Origin of the sequence: Streptomyces sp. GbtcB6 (genome assembly GCF_019091475.1) — a bacterium.
GTDB classification, from domain to species: domain Bacteria; phylum Actinomycetota; class Actinomycetes; order Streptomycetales; family Streptomycetaceae; genus Streptomyces; species Streptomyces hyaluromycini.
The window spans coordinates 17383-40468 of record NZ_JAGXJL010000039.1; the positions used below are offsets into that span (position 1 = coordinate 17383).

Below are 23086 nucleotides of genomic sequence, written 5' to 3' on the forward strand. Positions count from 1 at the left end.
TGGCGATGATACTGCCGCATTTGCCAGGCGTAAGTCTTCTGTCACATCGCATGAGCTGCATACTTACGACTTGTATCTGGCATGTGCGTTTGTACGGTGAGGTGCTGCGGGTACCGTCATCCGGGAGGTGGCCGCACATGACGCTCGCCGAACTCGTCCTCACCGGAGACCTGGCACACCCGACCCGGCTGACCGTGCCCGACCTCCTGCGCTGGCCCCAGCACCGGGTGCGGGTCAGCTTCGAGTGCGCCACCAGCGGCATCCAGCACCACCGCTTCACCGGCCCACGGCTGTACGACGTCCTCACCGCCGCCGGACCCGGATTCGATCCCGGCCGGCGCAAGGACCGGCTGCGCTTCCTCATCGCCGTCTCCGGCGCCGACGGGCACCACGCGCTGCTCTCCTGGGCCGAGATCGACCCCGATTTCGCCCATGCCCCTGTTCTGCTCGGTGTCACCATCGACGACACCCCGCTGGACCGGGCGGGTCCGCAACTGGTGCTTCCCCAGGACCGTTGCGGGGCCCGGCACATCAGCGGCATCAGGGAGATACGGGTGGACGGGGCGTACGGCGGCTGGCATCCAGTGCCCGCCACACCCGGTCGCGCGTCAGCGGCAACTCCGTGAACCGCACGCCCGTCGCGTCCCGCAGCGCGTTGGCCAGTGCCGGGGCGACCGGGTTGAACGGGCTCTCGCTCATCGACTTGGCGCCCAACGGCCCGATGGCGTCGGCGGTCTCCATGAAGTGCACCTCGGTGCGCGGGATGTCGGCGTACTGCGGCAGCCGGTAGCGGCGGAAGGCGGCCGTCTCCACCTCGCCGCGCGCGTCCAGCCGTACGTTCTCGAAGAGGGTCGCGCCGAGTGCCTGGGCCACCCCGCCCTCCACCTGGCCGCGGCACTGCATCGGGTTCATCACCCTGCCCGCGTCGGCGGCGTGCACGCTGCGCAGGATGCGGATCTCCCCGGTGCCCGGATCCACGGCCACCCTGAACCACTGCGCGTTGAAGGCGACCGAGCGTGGGGTGCCGCCGAAGTGGCCGTCGGCGGCGCACTCGATGCCGACCGCGCGGGCGGCCGCGTACAGCTCCTTGAGCGGCAGCCGCCCGCCGGGGTGCAGGACGGCCTCCTCCGCCAGCCGGCAGTCGGCGCGCGCCACGCGCAGGTGGGCCGCGGCGAAGTCCAGGAGCAGGTCGGCGAGGGCGCGGGCGGCGCGCAGGGTGGCCTTGCCCGCGACCACGGTGCCGGTGGAGGCGAAGGCGCCCGTGTCGTGCCGTACGACGTCCGTGTCGGACTGGCGGACGGTGATCCGGTCGACGGCGGTGGCGAGTTCACCGGCCGCGATCTGCCGGTGGACGGTCGTGGTGCCGTTGCCGAACTCGGCGGTGCCGACGGCCAGGTCGAAGCCGCCGTCGGGGAGCAGGGCGGCCCTGGCGTCGGCGATGTGGCCGCCGGGCGGGCCCGTCGCGATCATCGCCAGTGCCGAGCCCTCGCCGACCAGCCAGCCGTCGGGGGCGGTGGCGGCTGGTTCCGCCTGGGCCCCGCGGACGATGGAGACGCACTGGTCGAAGCCGTAGCTCGCGATGTGCAGGTCCTCCTCGTGGCCGCCGGGGGTGAGCATCGAATCGCCGGGGCCGATGATGTTGCGGGCCTTGAGGTCGACGGGGTCCAGGCCGAGCCGGCGGGCCAGTTCGTCCAGGGCGGACTCGACCGCGAACAGCACCTGGCCCAGGCCGTAGCCGCGGAAGGCGCCCGCCGGGACGGTGTGGGTGTAGACGGAGTAGGCGTCGACCTTCTTGTGCGGGGCCCGGTACATCGCCATCGACTCGCCCACGCTGTGGAACATCACGGCGGGGCCGTGGTTGCCGTACGCCCCGGTGTTGGAGACCACCCGCAGTTCGAGGGCGGTCAGGGTGCCGTCGTGGCGGGCGCCCGCCTTCACGCGGACGGTGAAGGGGTGCCGGGTGGTGGCGCCGTAGAACTGCTCGGCGCGGGTGTACTCCAGCTTCACCGGGCGCCGCAGCCGCAGCACCGCAAGCGCCACGATGTCCTCGACCAGCATCTCCTGCTTGCCGCCGAAACCGCCGCCGACCCGGCCCGCGACCACCCGGACCTGCTCCGGCGGCAGGTCGTAGAGCGCGCACAGGGCGCGGCGGGTGAGGAACGGGGTCTGGGAGCTGGTGCGGACGGTGAGGCGGCCGTCGTCGTCGAGCCAGGCGACCGCGCCGTGCGTCTCCAGGCTGGCGTGCTGGACCCGTTGGGTGCGGAAGGTCGCCTCGTAGACGGCGTCGGCCTCGGCGAAACCGGCCTCGACATCGCCGATCTCGCCGTGCGCCTCGCCGACGACGTTGGCGTGCGGACGGGAGATGCGGGCGGCGGACGGGTCCTTGTCGTGGACGACGGGGGCGCCGGGGCGCATCGCCTCCTCCGGGTCCAGGACCGCGGGTGCGATGTCATATAGCACTGTGATGCGGCGGCAGCCCTCCTCCGCCGCCGCCTCGCTCTCCGCGACCACCGCCGCGACCCGCTGGCCGATGTGGCGGACCGTGTCGTCGAGGAGGCGGGTGTCGGCGGGGTCCTCCTCCGGGTGCTCGTGGCGGGCGGTGGAGTAGTGGCGTTCGGGGGCGTCGTGGTGGGTGAAGACCGCGTGGACGCCGGGGACGCGCAGGGCGGCCGAGGTGTCGATCGCCGTGATGCGGGCGTGGGCGTGCGGGGAGCGCAGCAGCTTCATGTGGAGCAGGCCGGGCACGTCGACGTCGAAGGTGTAGCGGGCGGTGCCGGTGACGACCTGCGGTCCGGCGGGCGCGGGCAGGTTGCGGCCGACGGACTCGCCGGCGGACGGCTCCTCGACGTGCCTGACGCCGCGCACGGCGTCCTCGATGGCACGGTAGCCGGTGCAGCGGCACAGGTTGCCCTTGAACGCCCGGGGGAGATCGGTGAGTTGGTCGTCGGAGAGGGCCGCCGTGGTCATCAGGAAGCCCGCCGTGCAGAAGCCGCACTGGAAGCCCTGGGCATCCAGGAACTTCCGCTGTACAGGGTGGAGTTCACCGTCGGGGGCGGCCAGGCCCTCGACGGTGGTGACAGTGCGGCCGTCGGCGCGGAACGCTGGGTAGAGGCAGCTGTGCACCGGTTCGCCGTCGACGTGGACCGTACAGGCTCCGCAGTCGCCCGCGTCGCAGCCCTTCTTCACCCCGAACCAGCCGCGCTCGCGCAGATAGGTGCGCAGACACTGGCCGGGACGCGGCTCGTCGTCGTGGCACCGTCCGTTGACCTCGATCCTCACCGGGTCACCTCCTGCCGGATCTCCTCCGCGTACCGGAACGTCATGTGCCGTCGCCACTCGGGCAGGCCGTGGATGTCGTCGAACCACTCGTCGTCGGCGACGGCCCCGCCGATCGCCGTCCGCAGAGCTTCGGCCGTCGGCGGCAGCGGGAACCACAGCCGAACCGGCCGCACGGTCGACGCGGTGACCGTCAGGGCGAACGAGCCGTCGACGGGATCCAGGGTGCCGATCACGAGGACGCCGGAGCGGCCCAGGCCGTAGAGGGAGGCCTGGCGGAAGGCGGTACGGCAGGCGAGCGCGCGGGCCGGGACGGTGACCGAGCGCAGCAGCTCGCCCTCGGCCAGGTCCCTGCGGCCCGCGCCGGTCACGAAGCCGGTGACCGGGACCCGCCGTCGTACGCCGTCCTGGGCGATCAGCAGGCACTCCCCGTCGAGGGCGGCCGTGAGGGAGATCATCGGGCCGGCCGGGAGGGCGTTGCAGAGATTGCCGCCGACCGTGGCCACGTTCCAGATCTTGAAGGAGGCGAGGAAGGCCCGGCAGCACTGCTCGACGAGGGGAGCGGCCGCCGTCGGCAAGGTCCGTGCGTAACGGGACAGCTGGGCGACGGTGCAGGTGGCGGCGATCTCCAGGGCGCCGTCCGGGGTGCGGTGCAGGGGGGGTCCAGCCGGTGCGGCTCAGGTCGACCAGGCGGCGCAGGTGCGGCTGCGGCTCCGTGAAGAGGTACGTCCCGCCGCCGAGCCAGGCGTCGCCGGGCCGCCAGGGGGCCGGGTCCCGGGCGTCGCGGATCTCCACCACCGTGTTCAGGTCCATGCCGGTCAGTGAAGCAACGCGCGAGGGGCCCGCACGACTGGTGCGGGGCACGGAAAAAACGAGCCGGGCGGGGCCGGTCCTGGATGATTCACCAAGAGACGTTCCGTGCTGAAAGACTTGCATTTACGATGCTGTAACTCGCACTCACCTGGTGGATGCGAGGTCGGCCCAAGGAGTCTGAGTACATGCACGTCGAACACCTCCTGACAGACCACTCCCTCGGGCTGCGTCCCCTGTGGGCGCAGGACGCCGCCCTGCTGGCACGGGAGATCAGCGGGGTGACGGTCACCGACCTGGAGGACCCGGCCCGTTTCGTGCGGCCGGGGGAGGTGGTGCTCAGCGGGCTGGTGTGGTGGGCGCCGGGCAAGGCGGAGCGGTTCGTGTCGGCCCTCAAGGCGGCCGGGGCCGCGGCACTGTTCGCCGGGGAGGAGACCCACGGGGGTGTGCCCGAGGAACTGGTGGAGGCCTGTGTACGGCACGGCGTCCCGGTCGCCGGGGTGCCGGCGCACATCATGTTCCGGGCGATCACGGACACCGTGTACCTGCGGCAGTGGGGCGAGCTGAGCCGCAGACAGGCGCTGCCGGAGACCGTCCGGGTCCGGCTGAGCAGGCTGCTCGCGCAGGAGTCCGGGCCCGTGGAGATCCTCGCGGCGGCCTTCGCGCATCTGGACCGGACCGCCGCGTATGTCTTCACGCCGTCGGGGCGGACCGTCGCGGCCACGGCCGCCGCACCGGGAGTGCCGGCGCGGGAGGCCGCGGCGCTGGTCGCGGACGGGCGCGGGATGACGGTGTCCGTCGCCGCCGACAGCGTCTCGCCGTACGAGCGCTGGCTGCTGTACCTGCCCGAGCCGGACAGCGCGCCGGCCGGGATGCTGCACGAGGTCGCCGCCGCGCTGGGCCGCTGCCAGGAGACGGCGGTCCGGCGCCGGTCGGCCGAGCGGCAGACGGCCGACGAACTGGGCGCGCTGCTGGCAGGCGCGGGGGCCGGGGCGGCGGAGGGGGTCCTGCCGGCCGCGGTGCGGGAGTGCGGGCTGCCCGCCGACGGGCCATACCGGGTGGTCGTCGCCGACACCGGAGCACGGCGGCCGGGGCTCGCCGAGGGCGCGCTGGCGGAGGTCGCCGGGCATGTCGCACCGCAGGCACCGCAGGCGGCGGTGGGGCGGCTGCCGGACGGGACCGCGTTCGCCGTGCTGCCCGCGGAGAGCATCGGTGAGGCCTGGGAGCTGGTCGCCGGCTGCGAACCCGGTGTCCCGCTGCACGGCGGGACCGGGTCGGTGGCGGCGGGGCCGGGCGAGCTGGCCGGGGCGCAGGCGCGCTACGCGCTCACCTCCGCCCGCGCCACCGCCCCGGACGCCTCCGTCCTCACCGACACCGCCACGCTCACCAGCCTCGAAGCGCTCCTCACCGGGGTGCCGGCCGACGTCCGTGCGGCCTACCGCCGTACCGTCCTCGGCTCGCTGCTCACCGGAGAACGGGCCGCCTCCGCCGTGCTGTTGAGCACGCTGGAGACCTTCCTGGCCTGCGACGGCTCCTGGGCGCGGACGGCGGAGGCGCTGCATCTGCACGTCAACACCGTGCACTACCGGATGCAGCGGGTGGAGCACTTCACGGGCCGGGACCTGTCCAGGCTGAGCGACCGGCTGGACCTGTGGGCGGCGCTGCTGTGCAGGTGAGCGGTTGACCGGATGGGCAGTTGACCGGATGAGTGGTTACCCGGTTACCCGGTTGGCGGTTGAGCGGATAACCGGATGGGCGGTCAGACGCGGTCGATGTGGACGTTCGTGGACTTCACCCGGGCGGTGGCCTCCATGCCGACCTCCAGGCCGAGCTCCTCGACCGCCTCCCGGGTCAGGAGGGAGACCAGCCGGTGCGGGCCGGCCTGGATCTCGACCTGGGCGGCGACATCGCCCAGCTTGATCGCGGTGACGATGCCGGGGAAGGCGTTGCGGACCGAGGTGTAGGAGGCGTCCTCCTCGCCGGTGCCGGCCCTGGCCAGTTCGACGGAGAACGCGGCGAGGTCCGCGCCGTCGATGAGCCGCCGGCCGCCCTCGTCACGATGGGTGGCCATCCGGCCCGCGTCGGCCCAGCGGCGGGCGGTGTCCGGGCTGACGCCGAGCAGCCGTGCCGCCTGGCCGATCGTGTAGGAAGGCATGCGCTCACGATAGGGCCAGGTGGCGGTGGAGCAGGACGTGGGGCGGCGGTCAGGTGAGGCCGGACGCGTCGAGGACCGCGCGCGCGTTCGTGTCGTCGATCTCGTGGCCGAGCCGCGCCAGCACATCGGCGCCCCGGCGCAGGGTGCCGCGCTCCACGGAGCGGCGGACGCCGGTGTCCAGCTCGTGCCAGAGCAGGGGATTGGCGTGCAGTACGCCCGGATCGAGTTCCAGGCGGCTGCCGTGGGTGTCGCGCAGGACCAGATGCGCCGCGACGTCCCCGTACTGGCCGACGTAGACGAGCGAGTCGGTGCGGACGGTACGGCGGCGCAGCGGGCCGCGGACGGCCAGCCAGCCGGGGCCCGCCGTGACGCGGGCCGGCAGCAGCATGGTGAGAATCGCGGCCGACAGGGCGGCCCAGAGCAGGGCGCGGGCCGGGGTGAGGGTGCCTGCGTCCCAGTCCACCAGAAGCGTCAGCACGCCGAAGCCGAGGGCACAGCCGACGGCCAGATGCGCGCTGCCGCGCCAGGTGCGGTCGCCCGCCGCCCGGCCCCCGCGTCTTATGTCCTCCATGAGGCCGACGGTAGGGGCCGGTGGGCGCGTAGGACCGGCCGCTGACAGGGTTCTTATGCGGACCGACCGGTTCTTGACGGGATTCTTACGACCAGGACGGGCCCGAGGCGAGCGCTCAGCCGGTGTGGACGCGCGGCCGCCGGGAGCGGTCCGGTTCCGCCTCGCGCAGTACCTCGCGGGTGACCGGGGCGACCTCGCCCTGGCCGAAGAGGAAGAAGCGCAGGAAGTTGGCGAACGGGTTGCCCTCGGTCCACTCGAAGTAGATGTGCGGGATGGAGCCGGTGTCGTCGCGGACGTGGAGCAGGAGTGCGGCCAGGGCGTTGGGGATGGAGGCCGACTCCAGGGTCAGCACGCGGTAGCGGTTGTGCAGGACGTCGCCGCGGACGGTCAGGCCCGCCTCGAACTCGGAGGGGTCGGTGAGCGTGACCTCGACGAAGACGAAGTCCTCCTGTTCGGGCATGTCGTTGTCGGCCCGGATCTGCTCGATCTTGTCGCGGTACTCGGCCTTGTCGCGGCGGTCCGGCTCGTTGGCGATGAACCGCATCTTGCGGCTGGCCATATCGCGGATGAATCGCTCCGCCATGTCGTCGAGGGTCACGCTGGTCACGCGCAGCTCGAAGGCGCGGGCGAGACGGGACAGCAGCGAGACGAGGATGATGCCGATGATGAAGCAGGCACCGATCTTCACACCGTCCGGCCGCTCGATGACGTTCACGACGGTCGTGTAGAGGAACACCACCGAGATGACCGCGAAGGCGATGGTCCAGTTGCGCTGCCCGGCCTTGCGGGCGGCGATGGTCACCGCGACCGCGGCGGAGCTGATCAGCACCAGCACACCGGTGGCGTAGGCGCCGCCCTGCGCGTCGACGTCGGCGTCGAAGATCCAGGTCACCAGGAAGGCGACCAGGGTGAAGACGATGACCATCGGGCGCACGGCACGGGCCCAGTGCGGGGCCATGCCGTAGCGGGGCAGGTAGCGGGGCATCAGGTTGAGCAGGCCGGCCATCGCGGAGGCGCCGGCGAACCACAGGATGGCGATGGTGGAGACGTCGTAGACCGTGCCGAAGGCGTTGCCGAGGTACTCGTGCGCCAGGTAGGCGAGCGCACGGCCGTTGGCGTCGCCGCCCGACTTGAACGCCTGCTCCGGGATCAGCAGCGTCGTGATGAAGCTGGTCGCGATCAGGAAGCAGCTCATGATCAGGGCGGCCGTGGTGAGCAGCTTCTTGGTGTCCCGGATCCGGCCGGTGGGCCGCTCCTCGGTGTCGCCCGGTTCGCCCTCGACGTGCGGCATGACCGCGACGCCGGTCTCGAAGCCGGACAGGCCCAGGGCGAGTTTCGGGAACACGATCAGGGCCACGCCGATCATGACGAAGACGTTGCCGTGTTCCGCGGTGAGGGCGCTGGTCCAGTCGGTGACGACGTGCTCGGCGGTGATGACGTGGTAGAAGCCGACGATCACGACCACGACGTTGAGCGCGAGGTAGATGCCGACGAGGGCGACCGCGACGCCGATCGCCTCCAGGAAGCCCTTGAGGAAGACCGCGCCGAGCAGGGCCACCAGGATCAGTGTGATGATCATCTGTTTGCCGTGCAGGGCGTCGGTGAGGTGCGGGTTCTCCACCAGGTGGGTGGAGGCGTCGGCGGCCGACAGGGTGATGGTGATGAGGAAGTCGGTGGCGGCGAAGCCGAGCAGGGTCAGTACGAACAACTTGCCCTGCCAGAAGGAGAGCAGCCGCTCCAGCATGGCGATGGAGCCCTCGCCGTGCGGGCTCTCCTCCGCGACGCGCCGGTAGACCGGCAGGGCGCCGGCCAGGGTGACTATGACGAGGACGATGGTCGCGATCGGTGACAGCAGGCCGGCCGCCAGGGCGGCGATGCCGGGCTGGTAGCCGAGGGTCGAGAAGTAGTCCACACCGGTCAGGCACATCACCCGCCACCAGCGCTGGCCCTTGTGCGCGGGCTCGGGCTGTGCCTGCGGGCCGCTGTGGCCGGCGCCCTTGCCCATGTCGGACAGCCCCTCCAGCATCCAGGCGCGCAGGCGACTGGGAGGGGGATGTTCGGTCGTGGCCATGGGGTGGGCTCCTGGTGTCCGGCGCGGGGTGTGCGGCGCAGCTTGATTCCGGCCATCACGCGGACGGCGGCACCAGCGTAAGCAGAGAGTGACGCGTGGGCCCACGGATCAGCGGGCGCTGGGCGTCAAGCTTGCGTTAAGAATCGCCTGACAGGAGGTGCCGCAGCATCAAGAAAGGGGGGCCTGGAGGCCGGTACGGGGCGTTCGGCTGTACGGGGGACGGCGGGCAGGTGCCGGGCGCCGGACACCGAGCGTTATCCCGTACCAGGTCCTGCCCGCGCTCTCACGCGCTCAGCGGTTCCCGTTCGACCGGACTGCCCGTCGAGTGGTGCATGTACTCGCGGACGAGCCGGAAGCCCGCGGTCCAGGCTTCGGGCTCCCGGCCGGCAGGCGACGGGGCGTCGGCGGGAGGTACGACGGGGCGGAGCCGCCCAGGGGTGCCGTCGCGGTGTGGTGCGCGGGTGCCCGTCGTTCGGAACGGGCACCCCGGCCCTCGCGGTCGGCATCGGATCCGTGGTCCGGGGCCGTGCGGCCGCCGCCGCCCGCGGCCCGCCCGGGCGGCCGACCGTGAACCTGCCCCTGGACGGGTGCGGAACAAGCCAACTCGGCACGGAATGTGCGGATCCCGTACGGGCGCCACGAGCGGGCCGTCAAGGTCCCGTCAAACCCGCCTGAAGGGGCGTCAGGAGCGCATCAAGGCCCGCTGTTCATGGCCTGATCCGGTCGCAGACTGACCGGCACGGGGGACGGGCGACCGTCCGTGGCGGGAACCTGGGAGGGGACCGTGACCATCACGGCCGGCACAGCACACAGACCTCCGGCGGAGGCTGTCGAAGAGCCACGGCAGGCCACGGTGGTCCCGCCGCCCGTACCCGACCCGGGGCCGCGGACAAGGTGCCCGGGGCGGCGGATCGTGGCCGCGCGGGCCGCTCTCTGCCGCCGTCTCCGGGCCACCGTGCCCGCACGGCTGCGCCTCCTGCGCGCGGCCACGGTCCTGCTCGCCGTCGCCCTCGGCGTCCTGCTCCTCGGCGCCGGCCTCGCGGCGAACAGCACCTGGGACGACGTGGCCGACCGCGACGCACCCCGCACCACCAGCGCGGCCGGCCTCAACCTGGCCCTCAACGACATGGACGCCCAGGTCGCCAACATCCTGCTGTCCAGCGGGGACGGCGGGACGGGCGAACTGGAGACCCCGCACGCCAAGGCGGTGAGCCTGTACGGTGACGCGCGCCGCGAGATCGGGCACGACCTGGGGACCCTGGCGGTCGCCGCCCAAGGGGACCGGGCCGACGAGAAGACCGTCGAGTCGCTCACCGACGACTTCGCCGAGTACCAGGAACTCGTCGGCCGGGCTCTGGAGAACGACCGTCGGGCCGGCGGCAAGCCGGACGCGATCACCGACTACCGTGACGCCACCGGCCTGCTGCGCAACAGCCTTCTGCCGGACGCGCGCAAGCTGGTCTCCTCCAACGACGCGGCCTTCAATTCCCACTACGCGGCGGCCCGTTCGGCGCTCTCCGCCCAGCTCGCCGCGGTCCTCGTCCTCGGTCTGCTGCTCCTCGCCGTCCTCGGTGTCCTGCAGTGGTACCTGGCCCGCCGCTTCCGCCGGATCCTCAACCCCGGTGTCCTGGCCGCCACCGTGTGCGCCCTCCTCGCCGTCGTCCTCGGCACGCAGCTGCTGTCCGCGACCGCCACGCACCTGCGCGTGGCCCGGCACGACGCCTTCGACTCCGTCGTCGCCCTCTCCCGCGCCCGCGCGATCGCCTACGACGCCAACGCCGACGAGAGCCGCTACCTCCTCGATCCGCAGCGCCGCACCCGGTACGCCGATTCCTTCCTCGCCAAGTCCCAGCAGCTGTACGGCATCCGGGGCGCCACGCTGTCGACGTACGACGCCCGGCTCGCCGCCACCTGGCAGGACTACCGCGCCGACGCCACCGACCTGCGCTTCACCGGCGAGTTCCGGCGCGAGCTGGACAACATCACCTTCCCCGGGGAGCGGGCCGCGGCCGAGAAGACGGTCGACGCGTACGCCGTCTACCAGCGCGACGACCGGAAGATCCGCGCGCTGCTGGCCGCCGGCGAGGAGCAGCGGGCGGTGGAGTTCTGCATGGGCTGGGAGGCGGGCACGTCCAACGCGCACTTCGGCGCGTGGATGACCGCGCTGGACGAGGTGACCGACATCAACCGGGCCCACTTCCGCGAGTCGGTGGGTGCGGGGCGGGGCGAGCTGACCGGCCAACTGCCCTGGGCGTGCGGGTTGTCGGTGCTCGCGGTGGCGCTGACCGGGCTGGGGCTACGGCCTCGGCTGGCGGAGTTCCGCTGACCGACGCAGGGCACCGCGACTCCCCGGGGCGCGGGGCCGTGTCGATCTGTCGCGGGTACGCGACCGGCCCTCAGCCACCCGCGGCCGAAGACCCGGCCCCTGCCCGCGGAGCGCTACGCGTCGGCCAGCCGCGCCTCCTCAAGGTCCAGCGACCGCTGGAGCCGTCTTCGGGTCGTGTCGCTGATGGTGTGCTCGTCGTACAGGCGTCGCAGCTCCGCCGCCTCCACCGCTATCAGGTCGCGGCGCAACTGCCGGTAGACCAGGTCGGCCGACTCGACGGTGCTGTCGGCCAGGCGGTCGCGGGCGTCGTCGAGGCGGGCGTTGAGGCCGCGCCGGAGCCGGTCGAGGACCACGTCCGGCACGGCCTCCAGCTCGGACAGCTCCTCCAGCCGCCGGATGCCCGCGTCGGCCAGCCGGCAGCGGGCGGCGGCCTCCTCGCGCTCGGTGTGGTCGGGCTCCAGGGCGATGCCGGAGCGGCGCACCACCGAGGCCAGCGAGAAACCCTGCACGACCAGGGTGACCACGACCACCGAGGTGGTCAGGACCAGGACCAGCGGGCGCTCGGTCAGCGCCGAGCCGTCCTTCGCCGTCACCGGGATCGACAGCGCGGCCGCCAGCGGCACCACGCCCCGGGTGCCGGCCCAGGTCAGCACCACCGGCACCCGCCAGTTCGGCCGCTGTATGCCGCCCTTGCGCTGTACCACCGCCGACAGCGGCGCCAGCCACAGCAGCCGCACCGCGATCAGCGTGCCGGCCACCGCCAGCGCGTACAGCGGCCAGGCCCGGTCACCGTCGGACAGCGCCCGGACCTGGGCGGGCAGCGCGAGCCCTATCAGGCTGAAGACCACGCTCTCCAGCAGGAAGACCACCGTGCCGTAGACGGCGTGCAGCTGGAGCCTTATGCGGGCGTTGGTGAGCCGGTCGCCGCGGCCGCCCAGCACCACGCCCGCCACGACCACCGAGGTGACCCCGGAGGTGTGGGCCGCCTCCGCGAGGACGTACGCCGCGTACGGCGTGACCAGGGAGATCACCGTCTCCAGGACCGGGTCCTCGGTGCGCCGCCTGATCACCGTGACGACGGCGGCGACGACCGCGCCGATCAGCGTGCCGCCGCCCGCCAGCAGCAGGAACTCGCCGCCCGCCGCCCCCCAGTTCGCCGCCGCCGAGGCCACCGCGACGCTCACCGCGACCCGGTAGAGGACCAGCGAGGTCGCGTCGTTGAAGAGGCTCTCCGCCTGGACCAGCATCTGCACCTTCGGCGGCAGGGCGAGCCGGCGGCCGAGCGCGGTCACCGCGACCGGGTCGGTGCTTGCCAGGATCGCGCCGAGGACCAGCGCCATCTGCCAGGACAACGGGGTCACCAGGGAGGCCACCGCGCCGACGGCCGCCGCCGAGGCCAGCACCAGACCGACCGCGAGCACGCCGACCGGCTTCCACACCGCGCGCAGCTCGCGCCAGGAGAGTTCTTCCGCGCTGGCGTAGAGGAGCGGCGGGAGGACGACCAGACCGATGACCTCCGGGCTGACCCGGATCGTCGGGGTGCCCGGCAGCAGGGCCACGGCGAGGCCCGCGACCACGAGGAGGGAGGGGGCGGGAATCCGCCATCGGCGGGCGAAGGTCGCCACCACCGTGGCCAGTACCACGAGTGCGAGAACCGTACCCACGCCGCGCATGCCGTCCCCCTGGGGTCCTGACAGGAGCCACTGTGACTCCCGGCCGACCAGACTTCCCGGCACACCGCCCTCACCCTATCCGGCCAAGGGCCGTCAAGACAGTGTCAACGTCCTCGTCAGCGGCGCCAGAGACGCGTCAAGAGGCCGGACCCGGGGCCTTGCGGCGCGCTTCCCTTTGAGGTGATGAACGACGTACCGCGCGGACGACTGAAGGTCTACCTCGGGGCCGCCCCAGGGGTCGGCAAGACCTACCGCATGCTCGACGAGGCACGGCGCCGCGCGTCCCGGGGCGCGGACGTGGTGGTGGGGTTCGCGGAGTGCCACGGGCGCCCCCTGACCGAGGCCATGACCGACGGCCTGGAGGTCGTGGAGCGGCTGCGCTGCGGCTACCGGGGCGGCGAGTTCGAGGAGATGGACGTCGCCGCCGTACTGGCGCGCCGCCCCAGGGTGGCGATCGTCGACGAGTTCGCACACACGAACATCCCCGGTGACGGCCGGCATCCCAAGCGCTGGCAGGACGTCGAGGACCTGCTGGCGGCCGGCACAGACGTGATCACCGCCGTCAACATCCAGCACCTCGAATCACTCAAGGACGTCGTCGAGAAGATCACCGGGGTGCCGCAGCACGAGACGGTGCCCGACGAGGTGGTCCGCAAGGCGGAGCAGATCGAGGTCGTGGACATCCCGCCCGAGGGCCTGCGCCGCCGGATGGCGCACGGCAACATCTACGCCCCCGAGAAGGTCGACGCGGCCCTCGCCAACTACTTCCGCCCCGGCAACCTCACCGCCCTGCGCCAGCTGGCCCTGCTCTGGGTCGCCGACCGGGTCGACGAGGCGCTCCAGTCGTACCGCGCCGAGCACGCCATCGGCGGGGTGTGGGAGACCCGGGAGCGGGTGGTGGTCGCCCTGACCGGCGGCCCGGAGGGCGACACGCTGGTACGACGGGCCGCGCGCATCGCCGACCGGTCGGCGGGCGGCGACCTGCTCGCCGTGCACGTGGCCCGCAGCGACGGCCTGGCCGCCGGAGTCTCGCACGCTTCGCTGGCCCGGCAGCGCCGGCTGGTCGAGGACCTCGGCGGCAGCTACCACTCGGTGGTCGGCGACGACGTGGCCACCGCCCTGGTGGACTTCGCGCGCGCCGAGAACGCCACCCAACTGGTCCTCGGCACCAGCCGCCGGGGCCGCCTGGAACGCTTCCTCACCGGGCCCGGCACGGGGGAGACGGTCACCGCGCTCTCCGGCGACATCGACGTCCACCGGGTGACCCACGAGCGGGCCGGCCGCGGCACCCTGCTGCCCTCCCGCCGCCGCACCCTGTCCACCCGCAGGCTCGTCGCCGGACCGGTCGCGGGGCTCGTCCTGCCCGTGCTGCTGACCGTCGCCCTCGCCCAGGTGCGCGGCACCGTCAACCTCACCAGCGAGGCCCTGCTCTTCCTGCTCGCGGTGGTCGGCGTGGCCTGCATAGGCGGGGTCACCTCCGCCGTGATCGCCTCCGTCACCGCGTCCCTGCTGCTCAACTACTGGTTCATCCCGCCCATCGGCCAGTTCACCCTGGACGACCCCAACGCCCTGCTGGCACTGGGGGTGTTCGCGGTGGTGGCCGCCGTCGTCGCCGCGGTCGTCGACCGCTCGCTGCGGCTGTCCAGACGCGCGGCCCGGGCCACCGCGGAGGCGGAGACCATGTCGTCGCTGGCCGGCAGCATCGTGCGCGGCGGCCAGACCATCCCGGCGCTGCTGGAACGCACCCGCGAGACCTTCGGCATGAACTCCGCCGAACTCGTCGACGAACCGCCGGACGGCGCCGACGCCACCGCCGTGCCCGCCGGTCCCGGCAACTACCTCGTGCTGCGCGGCCGTACGCCCTCCTCCTCCGAGCGGCGGGTGCTCGCCGCGTTCGCCGCGCACGTCGGCTCGGCGGTCGAACGGGCCCGGCTCGCCCAGGCCGCCGCCGAGGTCGAACCCGTACGCGCCGCCGACCGGATGCGCACCGCGCTGCTGCGGGCCGTCGGCCACGACCTGCGCACCCCGCTCGCGGCCGGCTGGGCGGCGGTGACCTCGCTGCGCAGCCGGGAGGTGGAGTTCACTCCGGAGGACCGCGACGAACTCCTCGCCACCGCCGAGGAGTCCATGGCCCGGCTCAGCCGCCTCGTCGACAACCTTCTCGACCTCAGCCGCCTGGAGGCCGGTGTCCTCACCCTCAACCTGCGGGCCACGGTCCTGGAGGAGGTGCTTCCGACCGCTCTCGCCGACACCCCCGCGGCCGAGGTGCACGGCGAACTTGAGGACATGCCGCCGCTGCTGGCCGACCCGCCGCTGCTGGAGCGCGTGATCGCCAACCTGGTCGGCAACGCGGCCCGCCACAGCCCGCCCGGCACACCCGTGCTGGTGACGGCGAGCGCGCTGGCCGGGCGCGCCGAACTCCGGGTCATCGACCGGGGCCCCGGACTGCCGGCGAACGGCCGCGACCGTCTCTTCGAGCCCTTCCAGCGGCTCGGCGACACCGACAACACCACCGGCCTGGGCCTCGGACTCGCTCTCGCCCGCGGGCTCACCGAGGCGATGGACGGCACCCTCACCCCCGAGGACACCCCGGGCGGCGGACTGACCATGGTCGTCTCGCTGCCCCTGGCCGACCGGGCCCAGCCCTTCCGGACACCGCAGCGCGTAGGAGGTGCCACATGAGCAGCACACACGCCGGCCTGGGACGCACGACCACCGGGCCCCTGCCCACCAGGGACCGGGCCGCCCTCGCCGCAGGCCTCGTCGCCCCGTTCCTGGTCGCCCTGGCCCTGGTCCCCTTCCGTACCGACCTGTCCCACACCAACGCGGCGCTGGTCCTCGTCGTGGTGGTCGTCGCGGTGGCCGCGCTGGGCAGCCGCCTCGCCGGAGCGGTGGCGGCGCTCTCGGCGGCCGCCTGGTTCGACTTCTTCGTGACCCGGCCGTACGAGACCTTCGACATCAGCGCCGGCGCCGACATCGAGACGGCCGTGCTGCTGCTGGTCGTCGGCCTGATCGTGGCCCGACTCGCCGCCCACGCCCGCAGACTGGAGGTCATCACGGTGACCGACGAGGGCTACCTCGCCCGGATCCACACCACCGCGGACCTGGTCCGGTCCGCCCAGTCCGCCGACACCGTCGTCGACCACGTGCGCGGCGAACTGACCGCGCTGCTCGGCCTGTCCGGCTGCCGTTTCGAGTACGGCACCCTGCTGGGACAGCCGGCCCGGCTGGGCAAGGACGGCGTGATCACCGTCGGGCGCCGGGCCTGGGACCTGGAGCGGAGCGGCTGGCCGGAGGGCGAGACCGAGCTGCGCGCGTACGGCAACGGGCACTACCTCGGCCGGTTCATGCTCACCCCGGGACCCGGGCCGGTGCCCCCGCGGCAGGCCCGGCTGGTCGCGGTGACGCTGGCCGACCAGACCGGGGCCGCGCTGGACGCGGCGGGACCGGTGGGCGCGGGCTGACCCGCAGGCGTGAGCCGAGGCGGACCACTGTTGACATGTTCTTGACGGATATTTGAACGGAGCTCGGGGGCCGGCCGGAACCACCGCCGCGGCTGGTGCCGTTCTGGCTGATGTGACGTCAACCCTCCCCGTACCAGCGGCATCCGGAGAGAGAACCGGGCACATGGTGATCTGCGGCGACGACGGTCTCGCGCACCGGCTCGCCGTCGAACTGGACGCCGTGTGCGGCGAGGTCGTCACCGTGGTCCTGCCGTCCGCCGACGACGAGCACGGCGCCCGGGTCGCCGCCCTGCACCGCGACCCGACGTCTGCCGTCCGCCTGCACATCTCGGCCCGCCCGGACGAGGCCACCCTGCGCGCGGCAGGCGTGGCACGGGCCGCCGCGCTCGCCCTGACCTACCGCGACGACCAGGCCAACGTCACCGCGGCCCTGCTCGCCCGCGCGGTCAACCCCTCCGTGCGGCTGGTCGTGCGGATGTTCAACCGGGAGCGCGGCAGCCATCTGGAGCGGCTCCTCGACCGGGCGGCGGGCCTGTGTGACGCCCCCGCACCCGACACCTCCACCACCGTGCTCTCCGACGCCGACACCGCCGTACCGGAGCTGGTCGCGGCAGCCGCCGTGGGCCACGGCCACACCCTGGAGGTCGAGGGCAAGGTCTTCCGTGGCGTCGTACGGCCCGCGGGCACCCCGACGCACGTCACCGACCTCGCCACCCTGGCCGTGCTCTCCGGCGCCCACGAGGACGACCCGGCCAGCCAGGACAGCGCCGAGACGGCCGGAGAGGACGGCACCCAGCTGCTGCCGGACGACCGGACGGCGTACCACCGGCAGTTCACGCACGGGCGGCTGATGCTGGAGGAGGTCGTCCACCTCGACACGGCCGAACCGGCCCGCCGCGCCTGGCGGTTCCGGCCGGTGCGCTGGGCCCGGGCGCGGTTCGCCCATCTGCCGTGGCGGGTCCTGCTCTCCCGGCAACTGGCCGCCGTCTACGGCTCGTTGGCCGCCGTGGTGGTCGCCCTGTCCACCGCCACCGCGCTCTTCGCGGACGAGCACCCCTGGTGGAAGAACGTCTATCTGCCCCTCCTCGACATCTTCACGATGGGGGATCCGGCGACCGAGGAGTCGCCCGCCCGCCGCATACTGCAACTCCTCGCCGGCTTCGTCGGGCTCGCCGTGCTGCCGCTCGTGGTCGCGGCGACCATGAACGCCACCGAGGCGTTCCGCACCGCGTCCGTGAACCATCCGCCCGACGACGACGTCAGCGGTCACATCGTCCTGGTCGGCCTCGGGATGGTCGGCACCCGGGTGCTGGACCGGCTGCGCACCACCGGCCACCAGGTCGTGGCCATCGAGCGGGACCCACGCGCCAGGGGTGTCGCGCTCGCCCGGGAACTCGGCGTCCCGCTGGTCCTGGAGGACGCGACCGCCCCCGGCGTCCTCGAACTCGCCCGGGTCCGGCAGTGCGGCTCCCTGCTCGTCCTCACCCGCGACGACGGCCAGAACCTCGACATCGTCATGGCCGTCCGGGAGGCCAACCCCGAGGTACGGGTGGTCACCCGGCTGTACGACGACGACTTCGCCGCGACCGTCCAGCGCACGCTGCGCGCGTCCTACCCGGACGCGCTCACCCGGAGCAGAAGCGTTTCCGCGCTGGCCGCGCCGTCGTTCGCGGCGGCCATGATGGGACGCCATGTGCTGGGGGTGATGCCGGTGGAGCGGGGGTCGCTGCTGTTCACCTGCGTGGACGTGGCCGGGCATCCGGAGCTGGAGGGGCGCTCGGTGCACCAGGCGTTCCGGCGGCGGGAGTGGCGGGTGCTGGCGGTGGGACCGGTCGGCGGGCGCGCCCCGGGACAGGCGGCCTTCGACTGGCGGCCGGCGCAGGGGCGGGTGCTGGTGGCGGGGGACCGGGTGGTGATGGCCACCACTCGGCGGGGGCTCGACGTGCTGATGACGGGGGTGCCGAGAGGGTGAGACGGGGGCGGCGGGGGAGCGGGGCTACTCCAGGCCCGACGCCTTGAAGACGCCCAACGCGTTCTCGCGCTCGACCTGTTCGCCGAGGCGGCTGAGCGCCATCGAGCCGCATGTGAGGGTGCCGGCCGCGGCGGCCTTGCGCGCGCTCTGGTCCACGCGCAGCCAGAGGTCGGGGTTTGCGACGAAGACCTGAGGGTCGATCTCCAGCCGGTCGCCGAAGGCGTCGCGGAGCAGCAGCCGGGGGGAGATGCCGTCGAGGCGGCGGACGGAGACCAGGAGGTCGGTGCGGACCCTGCGGGTGCGCAGCAGCCGACGCGAGGTGAGCCAGCCGTCGCCGGCGCGGACCCTGGCCGGGCAGAGGACGCCGAAGAGGAGCAGGGCGAGGGTGGTCCAGAGGGTGCCGCGCCACCAGGTGAGCGTGTCCGATCCGCAGTCGATCAGGAGGAGCAGGGCGAGGAGGGCGCCTGCGCAACGGGCCGATGCGTAGACGTCCTTGGACCAGCGGTGGTCCTCGATGGGGCGGGCTTCTTCGCCGTGCTGCATGGGGTGAAGGTAGGGAGCCGGGGGCGGCGGCGACAGTAGGTGCGGTATGTCTTTGACGGGACTCTGACGGTTGTGGGTCCGTGCGGGCCGGTGGGGGCTTGTCGCGCCCACGCGGCGGTAGCCGCACATCAGATACAGCCCCGCGCCCCTTTCAGGGGCGCTTCCGTCAAGGGCGTGTCAAAGTCGCCGCCACCCGCGCGAAGAACGCGCAAGGGATTGTCGGACCTGGTCGGGACGGGACAGAACCTGATCGCATCGCGCGCGGTGCTTCCGCGCGCGAAACGTATGTCCCGTTCGTTAAGGAGCACCCGCCCATGTCCGTACTGACCGTCGAACCGGGCGAAGTGCCCGCCGGCGAGGAGCCGCCCGATACCGGGGAACGGCATCGCCTCACCGCCGTCACCGGCCTCGCCGCGCTGTCGCTGGACGCGATGGCGTCGGTGGCGTACGGACCGGAGGCCATCGTGCTCGTGCTGGCCGCCGCCGGTGCGCACGGGCTCGGCTACACGCTGCCCGTCACCCTCGCCATCGCGGCTCTCCTCGCGGTGCTCGTCGCCTCGTACCGGCAGGTCATCGCGGCCTTCCCGGACGGGGGCGGGTCCTATGCCGTGGCCCGGACCCACCTCGGCGCCCGGACCAGCCTGGTGGCCGCCGCCTCCCTGGTGCTGGACTACGTCCTCAACGTCGCCGTCGCCGTCACCGCCGGTGTCGCCGCCCTCACCTCCGCCTTCCCGGCGCTGTATCCCCACCGGCTGTGGCTGTGCCTGGCCGTGCTGGTGCTGGTCACCGGGGTGAACCTGCGAGGCATCGTGGAGTCGGCGAAGGCGTTCATCGTGCCGACGGTCGTGTTCGTGGGGTCGATCTTCGTGCTGATCGTCGTGGGGCTCTTCCGGTCCTCGCCGGCCAGTACGGCCACCGCCGCCGGACATGCCTCCGTGCTCGCCGACAACGCCTCCAGCGTGGGCGCCCTGCTCCTGCTGAAAGCTTTCGCCTCCGGCTGTGCCGCCCTCACCGGCGTCGAGGCCATCGCCAACGCCGTGCCCTCCTTCCGGGTGCCCCGCGCGAAGCGGGCCCAGCACGCCGAGGTCGCCCTGGGGGCGGTGCTGGGCGCGATGCTGATCGGGCTGTCGGTGCTGATCTCCCGCTTCCATCTCCAGCCGGTCGAGGGCGTGACCGTCCTCGCCCAGCTCGCCGACGCCTCCCTCGGCCACAACTGGGGCTTCTACGTCATCCAGTTCGCCACGATGATCCTGCTGGCGCTGTCCGCCAACACCTCGTTCGGCGGACTGCCGGTGCTGCTGAAGCTGCTCGCCCGGGACAACTACCTGCCGCACGTCTTCGCGCTGAAGGCCGACCGGCAGGTGCACCGGCACGGTGTGCTCGCCCTGGCCGTCGTCTCGGCCGCGCTGCTGGTGTTCTCCGGCGGCGACACCAACACGCTGGTGCCGATGTTCGCCATCGGGGTCTTCGTCGGGTTCACCGTGGCCCAGGTGGGGATGGTGCGGCACTGGCGGCTGGAGCGGGGGCCCGGCTGGCGGGGGAAGGCGCTGCTCAACGGGTTCGGGGCGGTCCTGACCGGTGTCGCGACCGTCGTCGTGACCGCCGGCAAGTTCACCGAGGGCGCCTGGCTCGTCGTGGTCATGCTGCCGTTGCTCGTCGCCGCCTTCGTCGCCGTGCACCGCGCCTACGGGCGGATCGGGGAGCGGCTCGGGCTCGGGCGGATCCCGGAGCCCCCGTACCGGGAGCGGTCGGTCGTGATCGTGCCGGTGTCGTCCCTGTCCCGGCTCACCTCCGAGGCGCTCTCCGCGGCCGCGTCCCTCGGCGACGAGGTCCGTGCCGTCACCGTCTGCCACCCCGACCCCGAGGACCGGGCCCAGCTGCACGCCCTGGAGCGCGCCTGGGCCGAGTGGGACCCCGGGGTGCCGCTGGTCCGGCTGACGTGCGAGCGGCGCACCCTGGGCCGTCCCATCGCCGCCTATGTCCGTGAGGTGACCGCCGCCGAGCCGGCCACCCAGGTGACCGTGCTGATCCCGGAGGCCGAGCCCGAGCGGCTCTGGCAGCGGCTCCTGCAGAACCAGCGTGGTGCCGTCGTCGCGCACGCCGTGCGGCGGGAGACCGACGCGGTGATCTGCCGGCTGCGGTTCCGCCTGTGCTGACCCGCCCGAGGCGCCTGAGGCCGGCGTTCCCCCAGTTCAGGGTGGTTTCGGCGGCCGAACGGCGGCTTCCGGTCGCGGGTCGGTCGAGCGGGCGTAAGAGTCCCGTCAAGGGCGTGAACGCCGCCGTAAGGGACCCGTCAACGGCAGCTGAATCCGGCCAGAAAGACGCTTTCCTCTAACAGTCCAAGTCCGTTCCGAACCTCATCCAGGAGTTCACGATGGCCGATCTGGCCTTCGTCGTCACCGTGCTCGCGGGTTTCGCGCTGGTGGCCCTCATCGCCAAGGGGGTGACCAAGCTGTGACCGCCGAGAACATCGTCGGCCTCGTCGTGGCCGTCGCCCTGCTGGGCTATCTCGTCCTCGCCCTGATCTTCCCGGAGAGGTTCTGAGACAGCCATGGGTCCCGTAACCGCCGCCGTGCTCCAGCTCGTCGCGCTCATAGGCGCGCTGGCGCTCTGCTACATCCCCTTCGGCAACTACATGGCCAAGGTCTACTCCTCCGACAAGCACTGGCGCGTCGAGAAGTGGATCTACAAGGGCATCGGCGCCAACCCCGACACCGAGATGCGCTGGCCCGCCTATCTGCGCGGGGTCCTCGCCTTCTCCCTCGTCGGCGTCCTCTTCCTCTACCTGCTGCAGCGGCTCCAGGGCATCCTGCCCGGCTCGCTCGGCTTCTCCTCGGTCAACCCGGCGCAGTCGTTCAACACGGCCGTCTCCTTCGTGACCAACACGAACTGGCAGTCGTACTACGGCGAGCAGACCATGGGGCACGTCGTGCAGACCGCCGGTCTGGCCGTGCAGAACTTCGTCTCCGCCGCCGTCGGTATCGCGGTCGCGGTGGCGCTGGTGCGCGGGTTCGCGCGCTCCCGCACCGGTGAGATCGGCAACTTCTGGTCGGACCTGGTGCGCGGCACCGTCCGCATCCTGGTGCCGTTCGCCGCGATCGCGGCGGTGATCCTGGTCGCCTGCGGTGCGATCCAGAACTTCTCCGGCATCCACGAGGTCGGCCAGTTCGTGGGCGGCTCGCAGCAGTGGAACGGTGGCGCGGTCGCCTCGCAGGAGGCCATCAAGGAGCTGGGCACCAACGGCGGCGGTTACTTCAACGCCAACTCCGCCCACCCCTTCGAGAACCCGACGCCCTTCACCAACCTCTTCGAAATCTTCCTGATCCTGCTGATCCCGTTCGCGCTGACCCGCACCTTCGGTGTCATGGTCGGCTCGGTCCGGCAGGGTTACGCGATCCTCGCCACCATGGGCACCATCTGGCTCGGCTTCACCGCACTGATGATGTGGACCGAGTTCGCCCACCACGGCCCGGCGCTCCAGCTCGCGGGCGGTGCCTACGAGGGCAAGGAGGTCCGCTTCGGCGTCGGCGGCTCGTCGATCTTCGCGGTGGCGACCACGCTCACCTCGACCGGCGCGGTGGACTCCTTCCACTCCTCGTTCACAGGCCTGGGCGGTGGTATCACCCTGCTCAGCATGATGCTGGGCGAGATCGCCCCCGGCGGTACCGGCTCCGGCCTCTACGGCATCCTGATCATGGCGATCATCGCGGTGTTCATCGCCGGTCTGATGGTCGGCCGTACGCCCGAGTACCTGGGCAAGAAGATCGGCGCCCGTGAGATCAAGCTGTCGGCGATCTACATCCTGATCACCCCGGCGCTCGCGCTCGTGTTCGCCGCGGCCTCCATGGCCCTGCCGACCCCGCCGCACTCGATGCTGAACTCCGGTGCGCACGGCTTCTCCGAGGTGCTGTACGCCTTCACCTCGGCGGCCAACAACAACGGCTCGGCCTTCGCCGGCCTGAACGCGAACACCGACTGGTTCAACACGATGACCGGGCTCGCGATGCTGTTCGGCCGCTTCCTGCCCATGGTGTTCGTGCTGGCGCTGGCCGGCTCGCTCGCCGAGCAGAAGCCCGTCCCGGCCACGGCCGGCACCCTGCGCACCGAGAAGCCGCTGTTCACCGGCCTGCTGGTGGGCGCGATCATCATCATCACCGGTCTGACCTACTTCCCGGCCCTGGCGCTGGGCCCGCTGGCCGAGGGGCTGGCGTCGTGACCGCCCGAA

At 72.6% G+C, this 23086-nt stretch carries 15 protein-coding genes and 1 pseudogene; 9 read left to right on the plus strand and 7 right to left on the minus strand.

Annotated features, from left to right (window positions below):
- The first annotated feature begins 137 nt into the window (after positions 1-137).
- Positions 138-626, plus strand: coding sequence for a molybdopterin-dependent oxidoreductase (locus tag KVT45_RS41220; RefSeq protein WP_217554544.1), 489 nt, complete (start codon positions 138-140; stop codon positions 624-626).
- Here KVT45_RS41220 and KVT45_RS41225 read toward each other — a convergent pair.
- Together KVT45_RS41225 and KVT45_RS41230 are read right to left on the minus strand one after the other, a co-directional pair.
- Complete coding sequence (locus KVT45_RS41225; RefSeq protein ID WP_217554545.1) at positions 541-3279, minus strand: molybdopterin-dependent oxidoreductase; 2739 nt, start codon at positions 3277-3279, stop codon at positions 541-543. The two genes, KVT45_RS41220 and KVT45_RS41225, sit on opposite strands and share 86 nt — an antisense overlap.
- Positions 3276-4089, minus strand: a pseudogene (locus KVT45_RS41230) (xanthine dehydrogenase family protein subunit M). The gene KVT45_RS41225 and the pseudogene KVT45_RS41230 overlap by 4 nt, the downstream one beginning before the upstream one ends.
- 185 nt (positions 4090-4274) lie before the next feature.
- Here KVT45_RS41230 and KVT45_RS41235 point away from each other — a divergent pair.
- Entirely contained in the window at positions 4275-5762 is a 1488-nt protein-coding gene (locus KVT45_RS41235; RefSeq protein ID WP_217554546.1) for a PucR family transcriptional regulator, read from the plus strand.
- A gap of 83 nt (positions 5763-5845) precedes the next feature.
- Here the strand turns inward: KVT45_RS41235 and KVT45_RS41240 are convergent, their stop codons facing one another.
- The 3 genes from KVT45_RS41240 to KVT45_RS41250 form a co-directional block, all read right to left on the minus strand.
- Positions 5846-6241 (minus strand): molybdopterin-binding protein, encoded by a 396-nt coding sequence (locus KVT45_RS41240; protein WP_217554547.1) that lies wholly within the window; start codon positions 6239-6241, stop codon positions 5846-5848.
- Between the two features lie 49 nt (positions 6242-6290).
- Entirely contained in the window at positions 6291-6812 is a 522-nt protein-coding gene (locus tag KVT45_RS41245; RefSeq protein ID WP_217554548.1) for a hypothetical protein, read from the minus strand.
- A 115-nt stretch (positions 6813-6927) separates the two neighbouring features.
- Entirely contained in the window at positions 6928-8883 is a 1956-nt protein-coding gene (locus KVT45_RS41250) for an APC family permease (protein WP_217554549.1), read from the minus strand.
- Between the two features lie 913 nt (positions 8884-9796).
- Here KVT45_RS41250 and KVT45_RS41255 point away from each other — a divergent pair.
- The gene (locus tag KVT45_RS41255) at positions 9797-11209 is read left to right on the plus strand and encodes a hypothetical protein (protein ID WP_217554551.1); all 1413 of its coding nucleotides are present in this window, start codon (positions 9797-9799) and stop codon (positions 11207-11209) included.
- A 113-nt stretch (positions 11210-11322) separates the two neighbouring features.
- Here the strand turns inward: KVT45_RS41255 and KVT45_RS41260 are convergent, their stop codons facing one another.
- Positions 11323-12882, minus strand: a complete 1560-nt coding sequence (locus KVT45_RS41260) for a Na+/H+ antiporter (RefSeq protein WP_217554553.1) — start codon at positions 12880-12882, stop codon at positions 11323-11325.
- A gap of 183 nt (positions 12883-13065) precedes the next feature.
- Between KVT45_RS41260 and KVT45_RS41265 the strand changes: the two genes are divergently transcribed.
- The 3 genes from KVT45_RS41265 (at position 13066) to KVT45_RS41275 (ending at position 18318) form a co-directional block, all read left to right on the plus strand.
- Positions 13066-15564, plus strand: a complete 2499-nt coding sequence (locus KVT45_RS41265) for an ATP-binding protein (protein ID WP_217554555.1) — start codon at positions 13066-13068, stop codon at positions 15562-15564.
- Positions 15561-16346, plus strand: a complete 786-nt coding sequence (locus KVT45_RS41270; protein ID WP_217554557.1) for a DUF4118 domain-containing protein — start codon at positions 15561-15563, stop codon at positions 16344-16346. The genes KVT45_RS41265 and KVT45_RS41270 overlap by 4 nt, the downstream gene beginning before the upstream one ends.
- Positions 16347-16509: 163 nt before the next feature.
- Positions 16510-18318 carry a TrkA family potassium uptake protein gene (locus KVT45_RS41275; RefSeq protein ID WP_217554558.1) on the plus strand — a complete coding sequence of 603 codons (1809 nt, stop codon included), beginning with the start codon at positions 16510-16512 and terminating at the stop codon, positions 18316-18318.
- 24 nt (positions 18319-18342) lie between these two features.
- Here the strand turns inward: KVT45_RS41275 and KVT45_RS41280 are convergent, their stop codons facing one another.
- Entirely contained in the window at positions 18343-18861 is a 519-nt protein-coding gene (locus tag KVT45_RS41280) for a hypothetical protein (protein ID WP_217554560.1), read from the minus strand.
- 314 nt (positions 18862-19175) lie between these two features.
- On the opposite strand from KVT45_RS41280, the gene KVT45_RS41285 reads away from it, so the two are divergent.
- The 3 genes from KVT45_RS41285 (at position 19176) to kdpA (ending at position 23077) form a co-directional block, all read left to right on the plus strand.
- The gene (locus tag KVT45_RS41285; protein ID WP_217554562.1) at positions 19176-21017 is read left to right on the plus strand and encodes an APC family permease; all 1842 of its coding nucleotides are present in this window, start codon (positions 19176-19178) and stop codon (positions 21015-21017) included.
- Positions 21018-21315: 298 nt separating this feature from the next.
- Positions 21316-21405 carry a K(+)-transporting ATPase subunit F gene (gene kdpF / locus KVT45_RS41290; RefSeq protein WP_016434100.1) on the plus strand — a complete coding sequence of 30 codons (90 nt, stop codon included), beginning with the start codon at positions 21316-21318 and terminating at the stop codon, positions 21403-21405.
- 7 nt (positions 21406-21412) lie between these two features.
- The gene (gene kdpA / locus KVT45_RS41295; RefSeq protein WP_217554564.1) at positions 21413-23077 is read left to right on the plus strand and encodes a potassium-transporting ATPase subunit KdpA; all 1665 of its coding nucleotides are present in this window, start codon (positions 21413-21415) and stop codon (positions 23075-23077) included.
- Positions 23078-23086 lie beyond the last annotated feature (9 nt).